General features: G+C 58.0%; 13 protein-coding genes and 4 tRNA genes. All 17 read right to left on the bottom strand.

Features of this window, described 5'->3' with window-relative positions; translation table 11 throughout:
* Window positions 1-21: 21 nt before the first annotated feature.
* The gene (gene rpsG, locus OGL93_RS19945) at window positions 22-492 is read right to left on the bottom strand and encodes a 30S ribosomal protein S7 (RefSeq protein WP_040261491.1); all 471 of its coding nucleotides are present in this window, start codon (window positions 490-492) and stop codon (window positions 22-24) included.
* Between the two features lie 103 nt (window positions 493-595).
* Window positions 596-967, bottom strand: a complete 372-nt coding sequence (gene rpsL, locus OGL93_RS19940; protein WP_003186084.1) for a 30S ribosomal protein S12 — start codon at window positions 965-967, stop codon at window positions 596-598.
* Window positions 968-1,145: 178 nt separating this feature from the next.
* Window positions 1,146-5,345: a DNA-directed RNA polymerase subunit beta' gene (gene rpoC / locus OGL93_RS19935; protein WP_263264660.1), complete on the bottom strand. Its 4,200-nt coding sequence runs from the start codon at window positions 5,343-5,345 to the stop codon at window positions 1,146-1,148.
* A 63-nt stretch (window positions 5,346-5,408) separates the two neighbouring features.
* Window positions 5,409-9,482 (bottom strand): DNA-directed RNA polymerase subunit beta, encoded by a 4,074-nt coding sequence (gene rpoB, locus OGL93_RS19930; RefSeq protein WP_263264658.1) that lies wholly within the window; start codon window positions 9,480-9,482, stop codon window positions 5,409-5,411.
* A gap of 217 nt (window positions 9,483-9,699) precedes the next feature.
* On the bottom strand, window positions 9,700-10,062 hold the full coding sequence (gene rplL, locus OGL93_RS19925; RefSeq protein ID WP_263264656.1) for a 50S ribosomal protein L7/L12: 363 nt from the start codon (window positions 10,060-10,062) through the stop codon (window positions 9,700-9,702).
* A 79-nt stretch (window positions 10,063-10,141) separates the two neighbouring features.
* Complete coding sequence (gene rplJ, locus OGL93_RS19920) at window positions 10,142-10,642, bottom strand: 50S ribosomal protein L10 (RefSeq protein WP_263264655.1); 501 nt, start codon at window positions 10,640-10,642, stop codon at window positions 10,142-10,144.
* 199 nt (window positions 10,643-10,841) lie between these two features.
* Entirely contained in the window at window positions 10,842-11,537 is a 696-nt protein-coding gene (rplA, locus tag OGL93_RS19915; protein WP_263264653.1) for a 50S ribosomal protein L1, read from the bottom strand.
* The gene (gene rplK / locus OGL93_RS19910) at window positions 11,537-11,968 is read right to left on the bottom strand and encodes a 50S ribosomal protein L11 (protein WP_225776110.1); all 432 of its coding nucleotides are present in this window, start codon (window positions 11,966-11,968) and stop codon (window positions 11,537-11,539) included. Before rplK ends, rplA begins: the two co-directional genes overlap by 1 nt.
* A gap of 115 nt (window positions 11,969-12,083) precedes the next feature.
* Window positions 12,084-12,617 (bottom strand): transcription termination/antitermination protein NusG, encoded by a 534-nt coding sequence (gene nusG / locus OGL93_RS19905; protein ID WP_263264651.1) that lies wholly within the window; start codon window positions 12,615-12,617, stop codon window positions 12,084-12,086.
* 9 nt (window positions 12,618-12,626) lie between these two features.
* Complete coding sequence (gene secE / locus OGL93_RS19900) at window positions 12,627-12,995, bottom strand: preprotein translocase subunit SecE (protein WP_263264650.1); 369 nt, start codon at window positions 12,993-12,995, stop codon at window positions 12,627-12,629.
* A gap of 44 nt (window positions 12,996-13,039) precedes the next feature.
* A tRNA-Trp gene (locus tag OGL93_RS19895) sits at window positions 13,040-13,115 on the bottom strand.
* Between the two features lie 53 nt (window positions 13,116-13,168).
* On the bottom strand, window positions 13,169-14,362 hold the full coding sequence (tuf, locus tag OGL93_RS19890) for an elongation factor Tu (RefSeq protein WP_263264648.1): 1,194 nt from the start codon (window positions 14,360-14,362) through the stop codon (window positions 13,169-13,171).
* Between the two features lie 81 nt (window positions 14,363-14,443).
* Window positions 14,444-14,519, bottom strand: a tRNA-Thr gene (locus OGL93_RS19885).
* A gap of 27 nt (window positions 14,520-14,546) precedes the next feature.
* A tRNA-Gly gene (locus tag OGL93_RS19880) sits at window positions 14,547-14,620 on the bottom strand.
* 23 nt (window positions 14,621-14,643) lie between these two features.
* Window positions 14,644-14,728: transfer RNA gene (locus OGL93_RS19875), tRNA-Tyr, on the bottom strand.
* A 564-nt stretch (window positions 14,729-15,292) separates the two neighbouring features.
* Window positions 15,293-16,039: a pantothenate kinase gene (locus OGL93_RS19870; RefSeq protein ID WP_263264646.1), complete on the bottom strand. Its 747-nt coding sequence runs from the start codon at window positions 16,037-16,039 to the stop codon at window positions 15,293-15,295.
* Complete coding sequence (birA, locus tag OGL93_RS19865; RefSeq protein ID WP_263264645.1) at window positions 16,029-16,988, bottom strand: bifunctional biotin--[acetyl-CoA-carboxylase] ligase/biotin operon repressor BirA; 960 nt, start codon at window positions 16,986-16,988, stop codon at window positions 16,029-16,031. Before birA ends, OGL93_RS19870 begins: the two co-directional genes overlap by 11 nt.
* Between the last annotated feature and the right edge of the window lie 136 nt (window positions 16,989-17,124).

Genomic DNA, 17,124 nt, shown 5'->3' with positions numbered 1-17,124 from the left:
GCAAAGTGAGTGACGCTGATATTAGAAGCGGTAGTGCGAGAAGGCTTTGTTGGCTTCAGCCATACGGTGCACGTCTTCACGCTTCTTGACCGCAGCGCCTTTGCCTTCAGCAGCATCCAGCAACTCGCCAGCCAGGCGCAGGGCCATAGACTTCTCGCCGCGCTTACGGGCGTAGTCTACCAGCCAGCGCATGGCCAGGGCGTTACGACGGGATGGGCGAACTTCGACCGGAACCTGGTAGGTTGCACCGCCTACACGGCGGGACTTTACTTCGACCAGCGGAGCGATGGCGTCGAGAGCTTTCTCGAAGATTTCCAGGGGATCGCTGTTCTTGCGCGCTTTAACCGTTTCCAGTGCACCGTAAACGATGCGCTCGGCAACGGCTTTCTTGCCGCTTTCCATCACGTGGTTCATGAATTTGGCGAGGATCTGGCTTCCGTATTTCGGATCGTCCAGGATTTCACGCTTGGCTGCTACACGACGTCTTGGCATTGATAAGCCCTCAAACGGTCTTCAGGTTAGCCCGGGACATAAGCCCGACCTTACTCTTATCGACTCAATAAAAATGTTGACTGCAAAGTGCGGCAAGCGATCCTTACTTCGGACGCTTGGTACCGTACTTGGAACGACCCTGGTTACGGCCTTTAACACCCGAGGTATCAAGGGAGCCGCGAACGGTGTGGTAACGCACACCTGGCAAGTCTTTTACACGACCGCCACGGATCAGCACGACGCTGTGCTCTTGCAGGTTGTGACCTTCACCGCCGATGTACGAGGAAACCTCGAAACCGTTGGTCAGGCGCACACGGCAAACTTTACGGAGTGCCGAGTTAGGTTTTTTCGGCGTGGTGGTGTACACACGGGTGCACACGCCACGACGCTGCGGGCAGTTCTGCAGCGCAGGTACGTCGGATTTCTCGACGATACGCTTGCGCGGCTGACGTACCAGCTGGTTGATCGTTGCCATCTTTAAGCTCCACTGATGTCTTTCGACGCTTGTTGCCCTATTTGAAAAACAAATGGCAGGGCAAAAGCCCCGCCAAATTTAGGGGTACGAGAGTCTAAAGATCCCTCGCCCCTCAGTCAAGGCAAAGCGCGCCCTACCCTTCTGGCGCGAGCCAGTAAGGTAGGGCGCGCCAGCCCTGTCAGTTACCGCTGGAGTTCAGCGCTTCCGTCAATGCGGCTTCCACTTCACTCGCGCTCACGCGCAGCGGTTTGTCAGCTTCACGGCGACGCTTCCGCTCGCTGTGATAGGCCAAGCCAGTACCGGCTGGGATCAGACGGCCGACCACCACGTTTTCCTTCAGGCCACGCAGGTAGTCGCGCTTGCCAGTAACCGCCGCCTCGGTAAGTACCCGAGTGGTTTCCTGGAACGATGCCGCGGAAATGAAGGATTCCGTGGACAGCGATGCCTTGGTGATACCAAGCAGCACACGCGAGAACTTGGAGATGAACTTGTCCTCAGCGGCGAGGCGCTCGTTCTCCACCAGCACGTGGGTGAGTTCCATCTGGTCGCCCTTGATGAAGCTTGAATCCCCGGACTCGGCGATCTCAACCTTACGCAGCATCTGCCGCAGGATGGTCTCGATGTGCTTGTCGTTGATCTTCACGCCCTGCAGGCGGTACACGTCCTGGATCTCGTTGACGATGTACTTGGCCAGCGCGCTTACACCCAGCAGGCGCAGGATGTCGTGCGGGTCGCTCGGACCGTCCGAGATAACTTCGCCGCGGTTGACCTGTTCGCCTTCGAAGACGTTCAGGTGGCGCCACTTCGGAATCAGCTCTTCGTACGGATCGCTACCATCGTTCGGCGTGATCACCAGACGGCGCTTGCCCTTGGTTTCCTTACCGAATGCGATGGTGCCGCTGACTTCCGCCAGAATCGACGCCTCTTTCGGGCGACGGGCCTCGAACAAGTCGGCAACGCGCGGCAGACCACCGGTGATGTCGCGGGTTTTGGAGGTTTCCTGCGGGATACGGGCGATAACGTCACCCACACCCACTTGAACGCCATCCGCCACACCGACCAGAGCGTTCGCGGGCAGGAAGTACTGGGCCGGTACGTCGGTACCTGGCAGCAGCAAGTCCTTGCCATCAGCGCCCACCATCTTCACGGCCGGACGGATTTCCTTGCCAGCGGCAGGGCGATCCTTCACGTCGAGCACTTCGATGTTGGTCAAACCGGTCAATTCGTCGGTCTGGCGCTTGATGGTGATGCCTTCTTCCATGCCGACGTAGGTCACCGTACCTTTCATTTCGGTGACGATCGGGTGGGTGTGCGGGTCCCACTTGGCGACGATAGCGCCAGCGTCGACCTTGTCGCCTTCCTTCACGGAAATGACCGCACCGTAAGGCAGCTTGTAGCGCTCACGCTCACGACCGAACTCGTCCGCGATCGCCAGCTCGCCGGAACGCGACACGGCAACCAGGTTCCCGTCCAGACGCTCGACGTGCTTGAGGTTGTGCAAGCGCACCATACCGCCGTTCTTCACCTGAACGCTGTCCGCTGCGGAGGTCCGGCTGGCCGCACCACCGATGTGGAAGGTACGCATGGTCAGCTGGGTACCCGGCTCACCGATGGACTGAGCAGCGATAACGCCGACCGCTTCACCGATGTTCACCAGGTGACCACGAGCCAGGTCGCGGCCGTAGCACTTGCCGCAGATGCCGTAGCGGGTTTCGCAGCTGATCGGCGAACGCACGACGACTTCGTCGATGCTGTTGAGCTCGATGAACTCGACCCACTTCTCGTCGACCAGGGTACCGGCCGGAACGATGACTTCATCAGTGCCAGGCTTCATTACGTCCTTGGCCATGACACGGCCCAGTACACGCTCGCCCAGCGGCTCGACCACGTCGCCGCCTTCGATGTGCGGGGTCATGATCAGACCCTGCTCGGTGCCGCAATCGATCTCGGTCACCACCAGGTCCTGCGCCACGTCTACCAGACGACGGGTCAGGTAACCGGAGTTAGCGGTCTTGAGCGCGGTATCCGCCAGACCCTTACGAGCACCGTGAGTGGAGATGAAGTACTGAAGTACGCTCAAGCCTTCACGGAAGTTCGCGGTGATCGGCGTTTCGATGATGGAGCCGTCAGGCTTGGCCATCAGGCCCCGCATACCGGCCAGCTGGCGAATCTGCGCCGCCGAACCCCGGGCACCGGAGTCCGCCATCATGTACATGGAGTTGAAGGACTCCTGGTCGACTTCCTTGCCCTCGCGGTCGATGACCTTTTCTTTCGAAAGGTTGGCCATCATCGCCTTGGACACTTCGTCGTTGGCCTTCGACCAAAGGTCGATCACCTTGTTGTACTTCTCGCCCTGGGTTACCAGGCCGGAGGCATATTGGCTCTCGATCTCTTTCACTTCCTCGGTAGCGGTACCGATGATGCGCGCTTTCTCGTCCGGGATAACGAAGTCGTTAACACCGATCGAAACGCCGGAAATGGTCGAGTAGGCAAAACCGGTGTACATCAACTGGTCGGCGAAGATCACGGTTTCCTTCAGACCCACCACGCGGTAGCAATGGTTGATCAGCTTGGAGATCGCCTTTTTCTTCATCGGCTGGTTAACGACTTCGTACGGCAAGCCGGCAGGTACCACCTGGAACAACAGCGCACGGCCGACGGTAGTGTCGACGATACGGGTGTTGGTCACGCTGCTGCCATCGCGGTCGTTCACGGTTTCGGTAATACGGACCTTGATCTTCGCGTGCAAGGCGGCTTCGCCGGCGCGGAATACGCGGTCGACTTCCTGCAGGTCAGCGAAGATACGACCCTCGCCCTTCGCGTTCACGGCTTCACGGGTCATGTAATACAGACCGAGAACCACGTCCTGGGAAGGAACGATGATCGGCTCGCCGTTGGCCGGCGAGAGGATGTTGTTGGTGGACATCATCAGCGCACGCGCTTCCAGCTGAGCCTCGAGGGTCAGCGGAACGTGGACGGCCATCTGGTCACCGTCGAAGTCGGCGTTGTAGGCCGCGCACACCAGCGGGTGCAGCTGGATGGCTTTACCTTCGATCAATACCGGCTCGAACGCTTGGATACCCAGACGGTGCAGGGTAGGCGCGCGGTTGAGCAGCACGGGGTGTTCGCGGATGACTTCGGCGAGAACGTCCCAAACCTCGGGCAGCTCGCGCTCGACCATTTTCTTGGCCGCCTTGATGGTGGTGGCCAGGCCGCGGACTTCCAATTTGCCGAAGATGAACGGCTTGAACAGCTCCAGGGCCATCTTCTTGGGCAGGCCGCACTGGTGCAGGCGCAGAGTGGGGCCCACGGTGATCACGGAACGACCGGAGTAGTCCACGCGCTTACCGAGCAGGTTCTGACGGAAACGACCTTGTTTACCTTTGATCATGTCGGCCAGCGACTTCAAAGGACGCTTGTTGGAGCCGGTGATGGCACGACCGCGACGACCGTTGTCGAGCAGGGCATCGACCGCTTCCTGCAGCATGCGCTTCTCGTTACGCACGATGATATCGGGCGCAGACAGATCCAGCAGACGCTTCAGGCGGTTGTTACGGTTGATGACACGGCGGTACAGGTCGTTCAGGTCGGACGTGGCGAAACGACCACCATCGAGCGGCACCAGCGGACGCAGGTCCGGCGGCAGCACTGGCAGAACGGTCAGGACCATCCACTCTGGCAGGTTGCCAGAACCTTGGAAGGCTTCCATCAACTTCAAGCGCTTGGACAGCTTCTTGATTTTGGTTTCCGAGTTGGTCTGCGGAATTTCTTCACGCAGGCGACCGATCTCGTGCTCCAGATCAATAGCGTGCAGCAGTTCGCGGACGGCTTCGGCGCCCATGCGGGCATCGAAGTCATCGCCGAACTCTTCGAGCGCTTCGAAGTACTGCTCGTCGTTGAGCAGCTGGCCTTTTTCGAGCGTGGTCATGCCCGGGTCGATCACTACGTAGCTCTCGAAATAGAGCACGCGCTCGATATCACGCAGGGTCATGTCCATCAGCAGGCCGATACGCGACGGCAGCGACTTCAGGAACCAGATGTGGGCAACTGGCGAGGCCAGTTCGATGTGCGCCATACGCTCGCGACGCACCTTGGCCAGCGCGACTTCAACGCCGCACTTCTCGCAGATAACACCACGGTGCTTGAGGCGCTTGTACTTACCGCACAGGCACTCGTAGTCCTTCACTGGGCCAAAGATCTTGGCGCAGAACAGGCCGTCACGCTCAGGCTTGAACGTACGGTAGTTGATGGTTTCTGGCTTCTTGACTTCACCGAACGACCACGAACGGATCATTTCAGGCGAGGCAAGGCCGATACGGATGGCGTCGAACTCTTCGACTTGACCCTGGTTTTTCAGCAGATTCAACAGGTCTTTCAAGGCCTTTTCCTCCTGGCGGAGCAGGAAGCGGGGGTTAGCCCCCGCTCCCATTCACGTCGCGTGTTATTCGGTTTCCAGATCGATGTCGATACCGAGCGAACGAATTTCTTTGATCAACACGTTGAAGGACTCGGGCATGCCCGGCTCCATACGGTGATCGCCGTCCACGATGTTCTTGTACATCTTGGTACGGCCGTTCACGTCGTCCGACTTCACGGTGAGCATTTCTTGCAGGGTGTATGCCGCGCCGTATGCTTCCAGCGCCCACACCTCCATCTCCCCGAAACGCTGGCCACCGAACTGAGCCTTACCACCCAGCGGCTGCTGGGTAACCAGGCTGTAGGAACCGGTGGAACGAGCGTGCATCTTGTCGTCCACCAGGTGGTTCAGCTTCAGCATGTACATATAGCCGACAGTCACCGGGCGCTCGAACTTGTTACCGGTCCGCCCGTCGAACAGCTGCATCTGGCCGCTTTCCGGCATGTCAGCGAGCTTGAGCATCGACTTGATTTCGCTTTCCTTGGCACCGTCGAAGACTGGGGTCGCCATTGGCACGCCCGCCTTGAGGTTCTTGGCCAGGGCCAGCACTTCTTGGTCCGACAGCTCGTCGATGCTTTCGTGGCGACCGCCGATCTCGTTGTAGATCTCGTTCAGGAAACCACGCAGATCAGCGACCTGGCGTTGCTCTTCGAGCATACGGTTGATCTTCTCGCCCAAGCCTTTGGCCGCGAGGCCCAGGTGGGTTTCGAGGATCTGACCGACGTTCATCCGGGACGGTACGCCCAACGGGTTGAGAACGACGTCTACCGGGGTGCCATTGGCATCGTGCGGCATGTCCTCGACCGGCATGATCACCGAGACCACACCCTTGTTACCGTGACGGCCGGCCATCTTGTCGCCCGGCTGGATGCGACGACGGATTGCCAGGTACACCTTGACGATTTTCAGCACGCCCGGCGCCAGGTCATCGCCCTGTTGCAGCTTGCGCTTCTTGTCTTCGAACTTGTCGTCCAGCAGGCGGCGGCGGTCAACGATGTACTGCTGGGCTTTTTCCAGCTGCTCGTTGAGCGCGTCGTCGGCCATGCGCAGTTTGAACCACTGGCCATGCTCCAGACCGCTCAGCACGTCGTCGGTCAGGTCGGTGCCCTTCTTCAGGCCCGCGCCACCGTCGACAACCTGGCCGACCAGCGCGCTACGCAGACGCTCGAAGGTTGCACCTTCGACGATGCGGAACTCTTCGTTCAGGTCCTTACGGATCTGGTCGAGCTGGCTCTTCTCGATGGACAGGGCGCGAGAATCGCGCTCCACGCCGTCACGGGTGAAGACCTGTACGTCGATGACGGTACCTTTGGTGCCGGTCGGCACACGCAGGGAGGTGTCTTTGACGTCGCTGGCCTTCTCGCCGAAGATCGCGCGCAGCAGTTTCTCTTCTGGGGTCAGTTGGGTTTCGCCTTTTGGCGTGACCTTGCCGACCAGGATGTCGCCAGCACCTACTTCGGCACCTACGTACACGATACCGGCTTCGTCCAGCTTGTTCAGCGCCGCTTCACCCACGTTCGGGATGTCGGCGGTGATTTCCTCTGGGCCGAGCTTGGTGTCACGGGCCACACAGGTCAGTTCCTGAATGTGGATCGTGGTGAAGCGGTCTTCCTGAACCACGCGCTCCGACAGGCAGATGGAGTCTTCAAAGTTGAAGCCGTTCCATGCCATGAAGGCGATACGCATGTTCTGACCCAGCGCCAGCTCACCCATGTCGGTGGACGGGCCATCGGCCATGATGTCGCCACGTTCTACGCGATCACCGCGGTTAACCAGCGGGCGCTGGTTGATGCAGGTGTTCTGGTTGGAACGGGTGTACTTGGTCAGGTTGTAGATGTCCACGCCGGCTTCGCCGGTTTCGACTTCGTCGTCGCTGACGCGGACAACGATACGGCTGGCATCGACCGAATCGATTACGCCACCACGACGCGCGACCACGCATACACCGGAGTCACGGGCAACGTTACGCTCCATCCCGGTGCCCACCAGGGGCTTGTCGGAACGCAGGGTCGGTACCGCCTGGCGCTGCATGTTCGAACCCATGAGTGCACGGTTGGCGTCGTCGTGTTCCAGGAATGGAATCAGCGAGGCCGCGACCGAAACTACCTGCTTGGGCGAAACGTCCATCAGGGTGACGTCTTCCGGCGCCTTGACGGTGAACTCGTTCAGGTGACGCACGGCCACCAGCTCGTCGATCAGCTGCTTCTTCTCGTTCATGGCCGCGGAAGCCTGGGCGATCACGTGATCGGCCTCTTCGATCGCGGACAGGAAGACGATCTCGTCGGTGACTACGCCGTCCTTCACAACGCGATACGGGCTTTCCAGGAAGCCGTACTGGTTGGTGCGCGCGTAAGCCGCCAAGGAGTTGATCAAGCCGATGTTCGGACCTTCCGGCGTTTCGATCGGGCACACACGGCCGTAATGGGTCGGGTGTACGTCACGGACTTCGAAGCCCGCACGCTCACGGGTCAAGCCGCCTGGGCCAAGCGCGGACACACGGCGCTTGTGGGTGATTTCCGACAGCGGGTTGTTCTGGTCCATGAACTGGGACAGCTGGCTGGAGCCGAAGAACTCTTTCACCGCGGCCGCGACCGGCTTGGCGTTGATCAGGTCCTGTGGCATCAGGCCTTCGCTTTCAGCCATGGACAGGCGTTCCTTGACGGCACGCTCCACCCGCACCAGGCCCACGCGGAACTGGTTCTCGGCCATTTCGCCGACACAACGCACGCGGCGGTTACCCAGGTGGTCGATGTCGTCGACGATGCCTTTGCCGTTACGGATGTCGACCAGGGTCTTGAGCACGGCAACGATGTCGTCCTTGCTCAACACACCGGAACCTTCGATCTCGGTGCGGCCGATACGACGGTTGAACTTCATGCGGCCCACGGCAGAGAGGTCGTAACGCTCGGCACTGAAGAACAGGTTGTTGAACAGGGTTTCGGCGGCGTCCTTGGTAGGCGGCTCGCCTGGGCGCATCATCCGATAGATCTCGACCAGCGCTTCCAGCTGATTGCTGGTGGAGTCGATTTTCAGGGTATCGGAGATGAAAGGACCGCAGTCGATGTCGTTGGTGTACAACGTTTCGATCCGCACGACCTGAGCCTTGGCGATTTTAACCAGCACTTCGGTGGTCAGCTCGGTGTTGCATTCGGCGATGATTTCACCGGTCGCCGGGTGCACGATGGCCTTGGCAGTGGTGCGGCCAATCATGTAGTCCAGCGGAACTTCGAGTTCCTTGATACCAGCCTTTTCCAGCTGGTTAATGTGCCGCGCGGTAATCCGACGACCCTGCTCGACAATGACCTTGCCGTCATTGTCGGTGATGTCCATGGCCGCGATCTCGCCACGCAGGCGCTGCGGTACGAGCTCCAGGCTCAGCTTCTCACCCTTCACGTGGAAGATGTTGGTGGTGTAGAAGGCGTCGAGGACTTCTTCGGTGGTGTAGCCGAGGGCGCGCAGCAGCACCGAGGCCGGCAGTTTGCGGCGACGGTCGATACGCACGAACACGCAGTCCTTCGGATCGAACTCGAAGTCCAACCATGAACCGCGGTACGGAATGATGCGAGCGGAGTACAGCAGTTTGCCAGAGCTGTGGGTCTTGCCACGGTCGTGGTCGAAGAAAACGCCAGGCGAACGGTGCAGCTGGGAAACGATCACACGCTCGGTACCGTTGATAACGAAGGTACCGTTTTCAGTCATCAGGGGGATTTCACCCATGTAGACTTCTTGCTCTTTGATGTCTTTGATCGCTTTGTTCGACGATTCTTTGTCGAAAATGATCAGGCGCACCTTAACCCGCAGCGGAACCGCGAAGGTCACGCCACGAAGCACGCACTCTTTTACATCGAAGGCGGGCTCGCCCAGGCGATATCCAACGTACTCCAGGGCAGCGTTGCCGGAGTAGCTGATGATCGGGAAAACCGATTTGAAAGCCGCATGCAGGCCGACGTCGCGGAACTGATCCTTGGACACTCCCGCCTGCAGGAATTCACGATACGAATCCAGCTGGATGGCCAGGAGGTAAGGCACATCCATGACGTCCGGCAACTTGCTAAAGTCCTTGCGGATACGTTTTTTCTCAGTGTATGAGTAAGCCATCAGCGTTCCCCAGCTTGGTCACCTGCTTGTTTGGCCTCTCCCGGCGGGAGTAGCCAGAAAATCTTGCAAACCCCATGGTTTGCGTCACCCCAGCGGGGTGGATACAGCGCGCTACAGGCCTTGAAAGCAAGGACCAGTAACGGAAAAAGGCCGGTGGCATAAGCCACCAGCCATCAGCCGTCTGCTTGACGCTCGGGCCGCGGAGGCAAGGTCGAAGTTACTTGACTTCGACTTTGGCGCCGGCTTCTTCCAGGGCTTTCTTCAGAGCTTCAGCTTCTTCTTTCGAAACGTTCTCTTTCACGACGCCCAGGTCATCAACAACAGCCTTGGCTTCTTTCAGGCCCAGACCGGTGGCTTCACGTACAGCCTTGATGACGTTCACTTTCTTCTCGCCGGCTTCAACCAGTTTAACGGTGAATTCGGTTTGTTCTTCAACAACAGCGGCAGCAGCAGCTGGGCCAGCAGCGGCAACAGCAGCGGTAACGCCGAAGGTTTCTTCCATCGCTTTGATCAGCTCAACAACTTCCAGAACGGTTTTCTGGCCGATTGCTTCGATGATTTGCTCGTTAGTCAGAGACATGACTATGAATTCCTGTATTGGGGTGACAGCCTACGCAGCCATCAAATTAAACATATGATTTTGAAAGTGCTTTGCGGCCTTAGGCAGCGGTAGCTTCTTTCTGGTCGCGAATGGCCGCCAGAGTACGAGCCAGCTTGCTGGTGGCGCCTTGAATCACGCTCATCAGCCTTGCAATGGCTTCGTCGCGGGTTGGCAGCGAAGCCAACACGTCGATCTGGTTTGCTGCGAGGAACTTGCCCTCGAACGCAGCTGCCTTGATCTCGAACTTGTCCTGACCCTTGGCGAACTCTTTGAACAGACGGGCAGCGGCGCCCGGGTGCTCGGTAGAGAATGCAATCAGGGTCGGGCCTTTGAACGCGTCATTGAGAACACTGTACTCAGTGCCTTCAACAGCGCGGCGCAGCAGGGTGTTACGCACAACACGTACGTATACGCCAGCCTCGCGGGCCTCTTTACGGAGTCCGGTCATAGCGCCTACAGTCACACCACGGGCATCAGCCACGACAGCGGACAGAGCAGCTTTGGCAGCCTCGTTGACTTCAGCGACGATGGCCTTCTTGTCTTCGAGTTTAATTGCCACGGGTTTACTCCTGGTTTTTACCGTTTCATCCGATCGGAACCGAATGTCGTTTTGGTGTCTGATTCGGTAACGAATCGGGAGCACCATCTGCGTAGGCTTGTGGTTTAAGGCAAGCGCCGCCTACGGTCTTGGATAGCCCCCGCCAGGCAGGGACCCCAATCTTGCTATGCAGGCACCGCTAACGGCACCTGCTTGAGTCTTAAGCGTCCAGCGAACCTTGATCGATCACCAGGCCTGGGCCCATGGTGGTGCTCAGGGTTACGCGCTTGACGTAGATACCTTTCGAGGAAGCTGGCTTGATACGCTTCAGGTCAGCGATCAGCGCTTCAACGTTTTCCTTCAGCTTGCCAGCTTCGAAGCCGACCTTGCCAACGGAGGTATGGATGATGCCGTTTTTGTCAGTACGGTAGCGAACCTGACCAGCCTTGGCGTTTTTCACGGCAGTGGCGACATCAGGAGTAACGGTACCGACTTTCGGGTTAGGCATCAGGCCACGAGGACCGAGCACCTGACCGAGCTGACCTACAACGCGCATGGCATCAGGGGATGCGATCACGACGTCATAGTTCAGGTCGCCGCCTTTCATTTCAGCAGCCAGGTCGTCCATACCAACGCGGTCAGCGCCTGCGGCCAAAGCAGCTTCAGCGGCTGGGCCCTGGGTGAACACAGCTACGCGAACGGTCTTACCGGTGCCGTGAGGCAGAACGGTGGCGCTACGCACGACCTGGTCGGATTTACGCGGGTCAACGCCCAGGTTCACGGCAACGTCGAACGACTCGCTGAACTTGACGGTGGACAGCTCGGCCAACAGGTTAGCGGCTTCTTCGAAGCTGTATGCCTTGCCCGATTCGATCTTGGCGGCGATCGCCTTTTGACGCTTGGTTTGCTTAGCCATTACACACCCTCCACGTTCAGGCCCATGCTACGAGCGGAGCCGGCGATAGTACGCACGGCGGCATCGAGGCTGGCAGCGGTCAGATCAGCGTTCTTGGCCTTGGCGATGTCTTCGAGCTGAGCACGAGTCACGGTACCGACCTTGACGGTGTTCGGACGAGCCGAACCGCTGGTGAGGCCTGCAGCTTTCTTCAGCAGGACCGAAGCAGGGGTGCTCTTGGTTTCGAACGTGAAGCTACGGTCACTGTAAACAGTGATGATCACGGGCGTTGGCAGACCTGGCTCCATACCTTGGGTACGGGCGTTGAAGGCCTTGCAGAACTCCATGATGTTCACGCCGTGCTGACCCAGTGCCGGGCCAACAGGTGGGCTTGGGTTGGCCTGGGCGGCCTTTACTTGCAGCTTGATATAAGCCGTGATTTTCTTAGCCATGAGCTACTCCAAATTTGGGTTCAGACGCCTTTCGGCTCCCCATTTGCTTGCGTTTTATCCCGGTGACGACAAAACCCCGCAGCTTACGCCTGCGGGGTATGGGATCCGTCTCCAGTCAGACCTTTTCGACCTGGCTGAACTCGAGCTCCACCGGGGTGGAGCGACCGAAAATGAGGACTGCAACCTGCAGCCGGCTCTTTTCGTAGTTAACTTCCTCGACGGTACCGTTGAAGTCTGCAAACGGCCCATCGGTAACACGAACGACTTCGCCCGGCTCGAACAACGTTTTCGGCTTCGGCTTATCGCTGCCATCCGCAACACGACGCAGGATAGCTTCTGCTTCCTTGTCAGTGATGGGCGCCGGCTTGTCGGCTGTACCGCCGATGAAACCCATAACGCGAGGAGTATCCTTGACAAGGTGCCAAGTCCCCTCGCTCATTTCCATCTGTACCAGCACATAGCCGGGGAAGAATTTGCGCTCGCTTTTGCGCTTTTGGCCATTCCGCATTTCTACCACTTCTTCGGTAGGAACGAGGATTTCGCCAAACTGTTCTTCCATGCCTGCCAGCTTCACGCGCTCGACCAGGGAGCGCATGACATGCTTCTCGTAACCCGAGTAAGCATGCACAACGTACCAACGCTTAGCCACGGGACACCCTTAACCTACAATCAGGGAAACAAGCCAGCCCAGGAGGGAATCAAGCCCCCACAGCAGCAAGGCCATAACCAGAACGACAGCCACGACGATCATCGTGGTCTGCGCAGTCTCTTGGCGAGTGGGCCAAACGACTTTACGAATTTCGGTGCGAGCTTCCTTGGCCAGAACAAAGAACGACTTGCCCTTGGCGGTTTGAAGTGCGACGTACGCGGCAACGGCAGCAAGCACGATGAGCGCCAGCACGCGATACAGGACCGGAGCCGCGGAGTAATACTGATTACCAACAACCCCCACAACCACCAACGTAACAACGACCAACCACTTGAGCAGATCGAAACGGGTGTCAGAGGCTTCGGCCTTCGGCATCATCTGGGGAAATCCTGTGAAAAGAAAGCCAGCCACCGAAGTGAATCTGGCAGGTCAGGAGGGAATCGAACCCCCAACCTACGGTTTTGGAGACCGTCGCTCTGCCAATTGAGCTACTGACCTAAAACTGAATCAGGCCGACCATTATGCCGGCCTGACGGAGAGATTACAACCCTTTACGCGATGATCTTGGCTACAACACCAGCACCAACGGTACGACCACCTTCACGAATGGCAAAACGCAGACCGTCTTCCATCGCAATGGTTTTGATCAGGGTAACGACCAACTTGACGTTGTCGCCCGGCATAACCATTTCAACGCCTTCAGGCAGCTCGCAGTTACCGGTCACGTCTGTAGTACGGAAATAGAACTGAGGACGATAGCCCTTGAAGAAAGGCGTATGACGACCACCCTCTTCCTTGCTCAGCACATACACTTCCGCTTCGAAGGTAGTGTGAGGCTTGACCGAGCCTGGCTTGACCAGCACCTGGCCACGCTCAACGTCGTCACGCTTGGTACCGCGCAGCAGAACGCCGCAGTTCTCACCAGCACGACCTTCATCGAGCAACTTGCGGAACATCTCCACACCAGTACAGGTAGTGGTAGTAGTGTCACGCAAACCGACGATTTCCAGGGCGTCCTGAACCTTCACGATGCCGCGCTCGATACGACCGGTTACAACAGTACCGCGGCCGGAGATCGAGAACACGTCTTCGATTGGCATCAGGAACGGCTTGTCGATTACACGAACAGGCTCTGGAATGTAGCTATCCAGCGTCTCGACCAGCTTCTTCACAGCGCTGGTACCCATTTCGTTTTCATCCTGCCCGTTCAACGCCATCAGCGCGGAACCGACCACGATCGGAGTATCGTCACCTGGGAAATCGTAAGTGCTGAGCAAATCACGCACTTCCATCTCAACCAGCTCCAGCAACTCCACGTCATCTACCATGTCAGCCTTGTTCAGGAACACGACAATGTAGGGGACGCCAACCTGACGGGACAGCAAGATGTGTTCGCGAGTTTGAGGCATCGGACCATCAGCGGCCGAGCAGACCAGGATCGCGCCGTCCATCTGGGCAGCACCGGTGATCATGTTCTTCACGTAGTCAGCGTGACCTGGGCAGTCAACGTGAGCGTAGTGGCGAACAGCGGAGTCGTATTCAACGTGAGCGGTATTGATGGTGATGCCGCGAGCTTTTTCTTCTGGGGCGCTGTCGATCTTGTCGAAGTCAACCTTGGCCGAACCGAAAACTTCGGAGCAGACGCGGGTCAGAGCAGCGGTCAAAGTGGTTTTACCGTGGTCAACGTGACCAATGGTGCCGACGTTGACGTGCGGCTTGTTCCGTTCGAACTTTTCCTTTGCCATCTAACCATCCCCCGCAGAAGAATTAAGCAAGACACATGATCTATAAAACAAAGGCAGATATTTTCATATCTGCCTCTAAAATGGAGCTCTTGAGCGGATTTGAACCGCTGACCTCACCCTTACCAAGGGTGTGCTCTACCAACTGAGCTACAAGAGCGTACAAGCTGTGCAACAGCAGCAAACTTGGAGCGGGTAGCGGGAATCGAACCCGCATCATCAGCTTGGAAGGCTGAGGTTCTACCACTAAACTATACCCGCGGAGCGTGCAGCTCTCGCTAAACTGGTGGAGGGGGAAGGATTCGAACCTTCGAAGTCGTAGACGTCAGATTTACAGTCTGATCCCTTTGGCCGCTCGGGAACCCCTCCTGAACGTGGGCGGCATTTTCAACTCTGCCATCCCTACTGTCAAGCTTTTTCTCATTAAAATCTTGAGGTTAGCTACGTTGACAGTGCTCATCAAGTCACCAACCTTGCTGAGCGGGCGCCATTCTATTCAAACTGCCCAGGCGTTGCAATGCCTTCGCAAGGAATTATTTTCTGCTTTAACCCATTGATATTCCGGGCGAGTTCTTCAATCACGCCCTTTACGCCAGCGCGATCACTCGGCGAGAGCCTCAGCCAGTGCTCACGACCTGGCCCACTCGGAATTACATAGGGCTGGAAGGGTATGTCCGCTTCACGCAACCGTTGCGCGACAGGGGCCAGCGTACCCCCATCTACAAAGCCTCCAATGAAGACACAGGTTTGCCCCGCCGCCACTGGCGGCGCCCCATCGGCTTCACTGAGCAGCTGAAGGCCATTGTCTCCCCCATGACCTCGCGCAATAGAACTTACATCCTTCGCTCTAACTGGAGCGTCCTGGAGGTTCCATACCAAGTAACAGGCATTTAGTACGAACAACAGCAAAAACAGCCAACGCATCGGCAAACCTCACGTAAGCGGGCAGGCGATAGCCAAGCCTTGGAAAACCAGGTCTGGCACGATCTGGGCCTGCGGGAAGGCTTCGCTGATCAAGGCTGCGTCGCCACCTGTGAGAAAAAGCGAGTAATCGTGCCCCCAGCAAGCAGCGGCATGCTCGAGCTGTGTGCTCACAAACCCGCGCAGCATGAGAACGCAGCCGCGCTCTACCGCCTCGACAGTGGAGTGCCCGGGAAGGAGCGTTAGCTTAGCTTGTTCAGCGGAATAGTCGTCGTAGCGAATACGCCGGGTGTGGGTGCGCAATTGGTTGCGCATCAAGCTCAAGCCAGGGCAGATAAAACCACCGAGATGAATGCCTTGAGCACTGACAAAATCTGAGGTAACTGCAGTGCCTAGATCGATAACCACACAAGCCCGAGCTGCCAGTTTGTATGCGCCGAGGACGGCTACCCAACGGTCCAGGCCCAATCGCTGATAGTCGTCGTAGCCATTAGTGACGCCCGCCTGGACTTTAGCCGGGCGGGCGACCTCACTGTTCAACGAAAAGCTAGCTTTAAGCGCTTCGGTCAAACGCGCGGTTTCTTCTTCAGAACGAACGCTAACCAGTCGGCATTGCGTAGGGTGCAGGGCGGGGTGCGCGGCCAGATGAGCCAGGAGCTCCTCATCGGAACCTACCACCCCACCTGCGCGAACCTGGCTGACGGCGCTGATCACTCGCCACTTAATGAAGCTATTGCCGCAGTCGAGCTCAAGAATCATCACGTAACCTCAAGCTGAGCTCTCCACCACTGAAGGTTTCTTCTTTACCGTCAACATGAAGACGCAGCGCGCCTTGGTCATTGATGCCTAGCACCGTACCCGGGATGACCCGGCTACCTGAGACTAGGTTCACAGCCTTGCCCTGCCACGCATGCAGCGCCTCCCACTCCTCTCGCAGTGCACCGAAACCGACGGCATCCAGTCGACCCAGATACTGTGCCAGTGCGTCACTCAACGAAATCGCTAATGCACTACGGTCCACCAGTTGCTGGGTCTGTAGATAGATGGATGTCCACTGCTGGTCGATAGCATCGGTGTCGCGCATGTTAGCGTTTATACCGATCCCTAATACGACGTGGCACTGTTCTGTGGGGTCCCCCACCAACTCCAGGAGGATGCCGGCAATCTTCTGGCCTTGCACTAACACATCATTCGGCCACTTGAGCATCGCGCTATGCACACCATGGGCGCGCAGACACTGGACCGTGGCCATGCCTGCGACCAAGCTTAGCCCGTCGAGACGCTTGATCCCGCCATGTACCGGCAACACCAGGCTGTAATAAAGATTAGCCGCATACGGGCTCACCCACGGGCGCCCTCGGCGCCCTCGGCCAGCATCTTGGCGCTCGGCGAGAACCAACAACGGCCGGCTTACGCCCTGGGTTACTGTGCGCAACGCTTGTGCATTGGTTGAGTCCAGTATCTGGTAGGTACTGACATCCCATCCAAGCAAAGCGAGTGCCGCATTGATAGGCTCGGGATTGAGCAAAGATACGGGGGTGGCCAGACGATAACCACGCCCGCGCACTTTATGCACAACCAAACCCAGGTCAGCCTCGAGCAATTGCAGCTGCTTCCACACCGCGCTGCGGCTGACGCCTAGGGCTTGACCAAGGTCCTGCCCCGAATGGAAGCGGCCATCTTGCAAAAGATTTAACAACTTGGACATCGAGTGGCTCGCCCCATCATGAGGCCCGCATGATAGCGATGGTCGCAAGGGTTGCATAGAAGACGAGTGCATAGGCATTCCATTCCAAAGCTGGAACTAAATAGCCGAGCTAAAAAGACAAAACCCCCGACCGCAA

Origin of the sequence: Pseudomonas sp. RIT-PI-S (genome assembly GCF_025642975.1) — a bacterium.
Taxonomy (GTDB): domain Bacteria; phylum Pseudomonadota; class Gammaproteobacteria; order Pseudomonadales; family Pseudomonadaceae; genus Aquipseudomonas.
This window is presented reverse-complemented; position numbering and strand designations above follow the sequence as displayed.

Bases quoted from the DNA above. Each gene is read 5' to 3' on its own strand.
- rpsG (WP_040261491.1), bottom strand. From the start codon at position 492: ATGCCAAGACGTCGTGTAGCAGCCAAGCGTGAAATCCTGGACGATCCG.
- rpsL (WP_003186084.1), bottom strand. From the start codon at position 967: ATGGCAACGATCAACCAGCTGGTACGTCAGCCGCGCAAGCGTATCGTC.
- rpoB (WP_263264658.1), bottom strand. From the start codon at position 9,482: ATGGCTTACTCATACACTGAGAAAAAACGTATCCGCAAGGACTTTAGC.
- rplL (WP_263264656.1), bottom strand. From the start codon at position 10,062: ATGTCTCTGACTAACGAGCAAATCATCGAAGCAATCGGCCAGAAAACC.
- rplA (WP_263264653.1), bottom strand. From the start codon at position 11,537: ATGGCTAAGCAAACCAAGCGTCAAAAGGCGATCGCCGCCAAGATCGAA.
- rplK (WP_225776110.1), bottom strand. From the start codon at position 11,968: ATGGCTAAGAAAATCACGGCTTATATCAAGCTGCAAGTAAAGGCCGCC.
- secE (WP_263264650.1), bottom strand. From the start codon at position 12,995: ATGATGCCGAAGGCCGAAGCCTCTGACACCCGTTTCGATCTGCTCAAG.
- tuf (WP_263264648.1), bottom strand. From the start codon at position 14,362: ATGGCAAAGGAAAAGTTCGAACGGAACAAGCCGCACGTCAACGTCGGC.
- OGL93_RS19870 (WP_263264646.1), bottom strand. From the start codon at position 16,039: ATGATTCTTGAGCTCGACTGCGGCAATAGCTTCATTAAGTGGCGAGTG.
- birA (WP_263264645.1), bottom strand. From the start codon at position 16,988: ATGTCCAAGTTGTTAAATCTTTTGCAAGATGGCCGCTTCCATTCGGGG.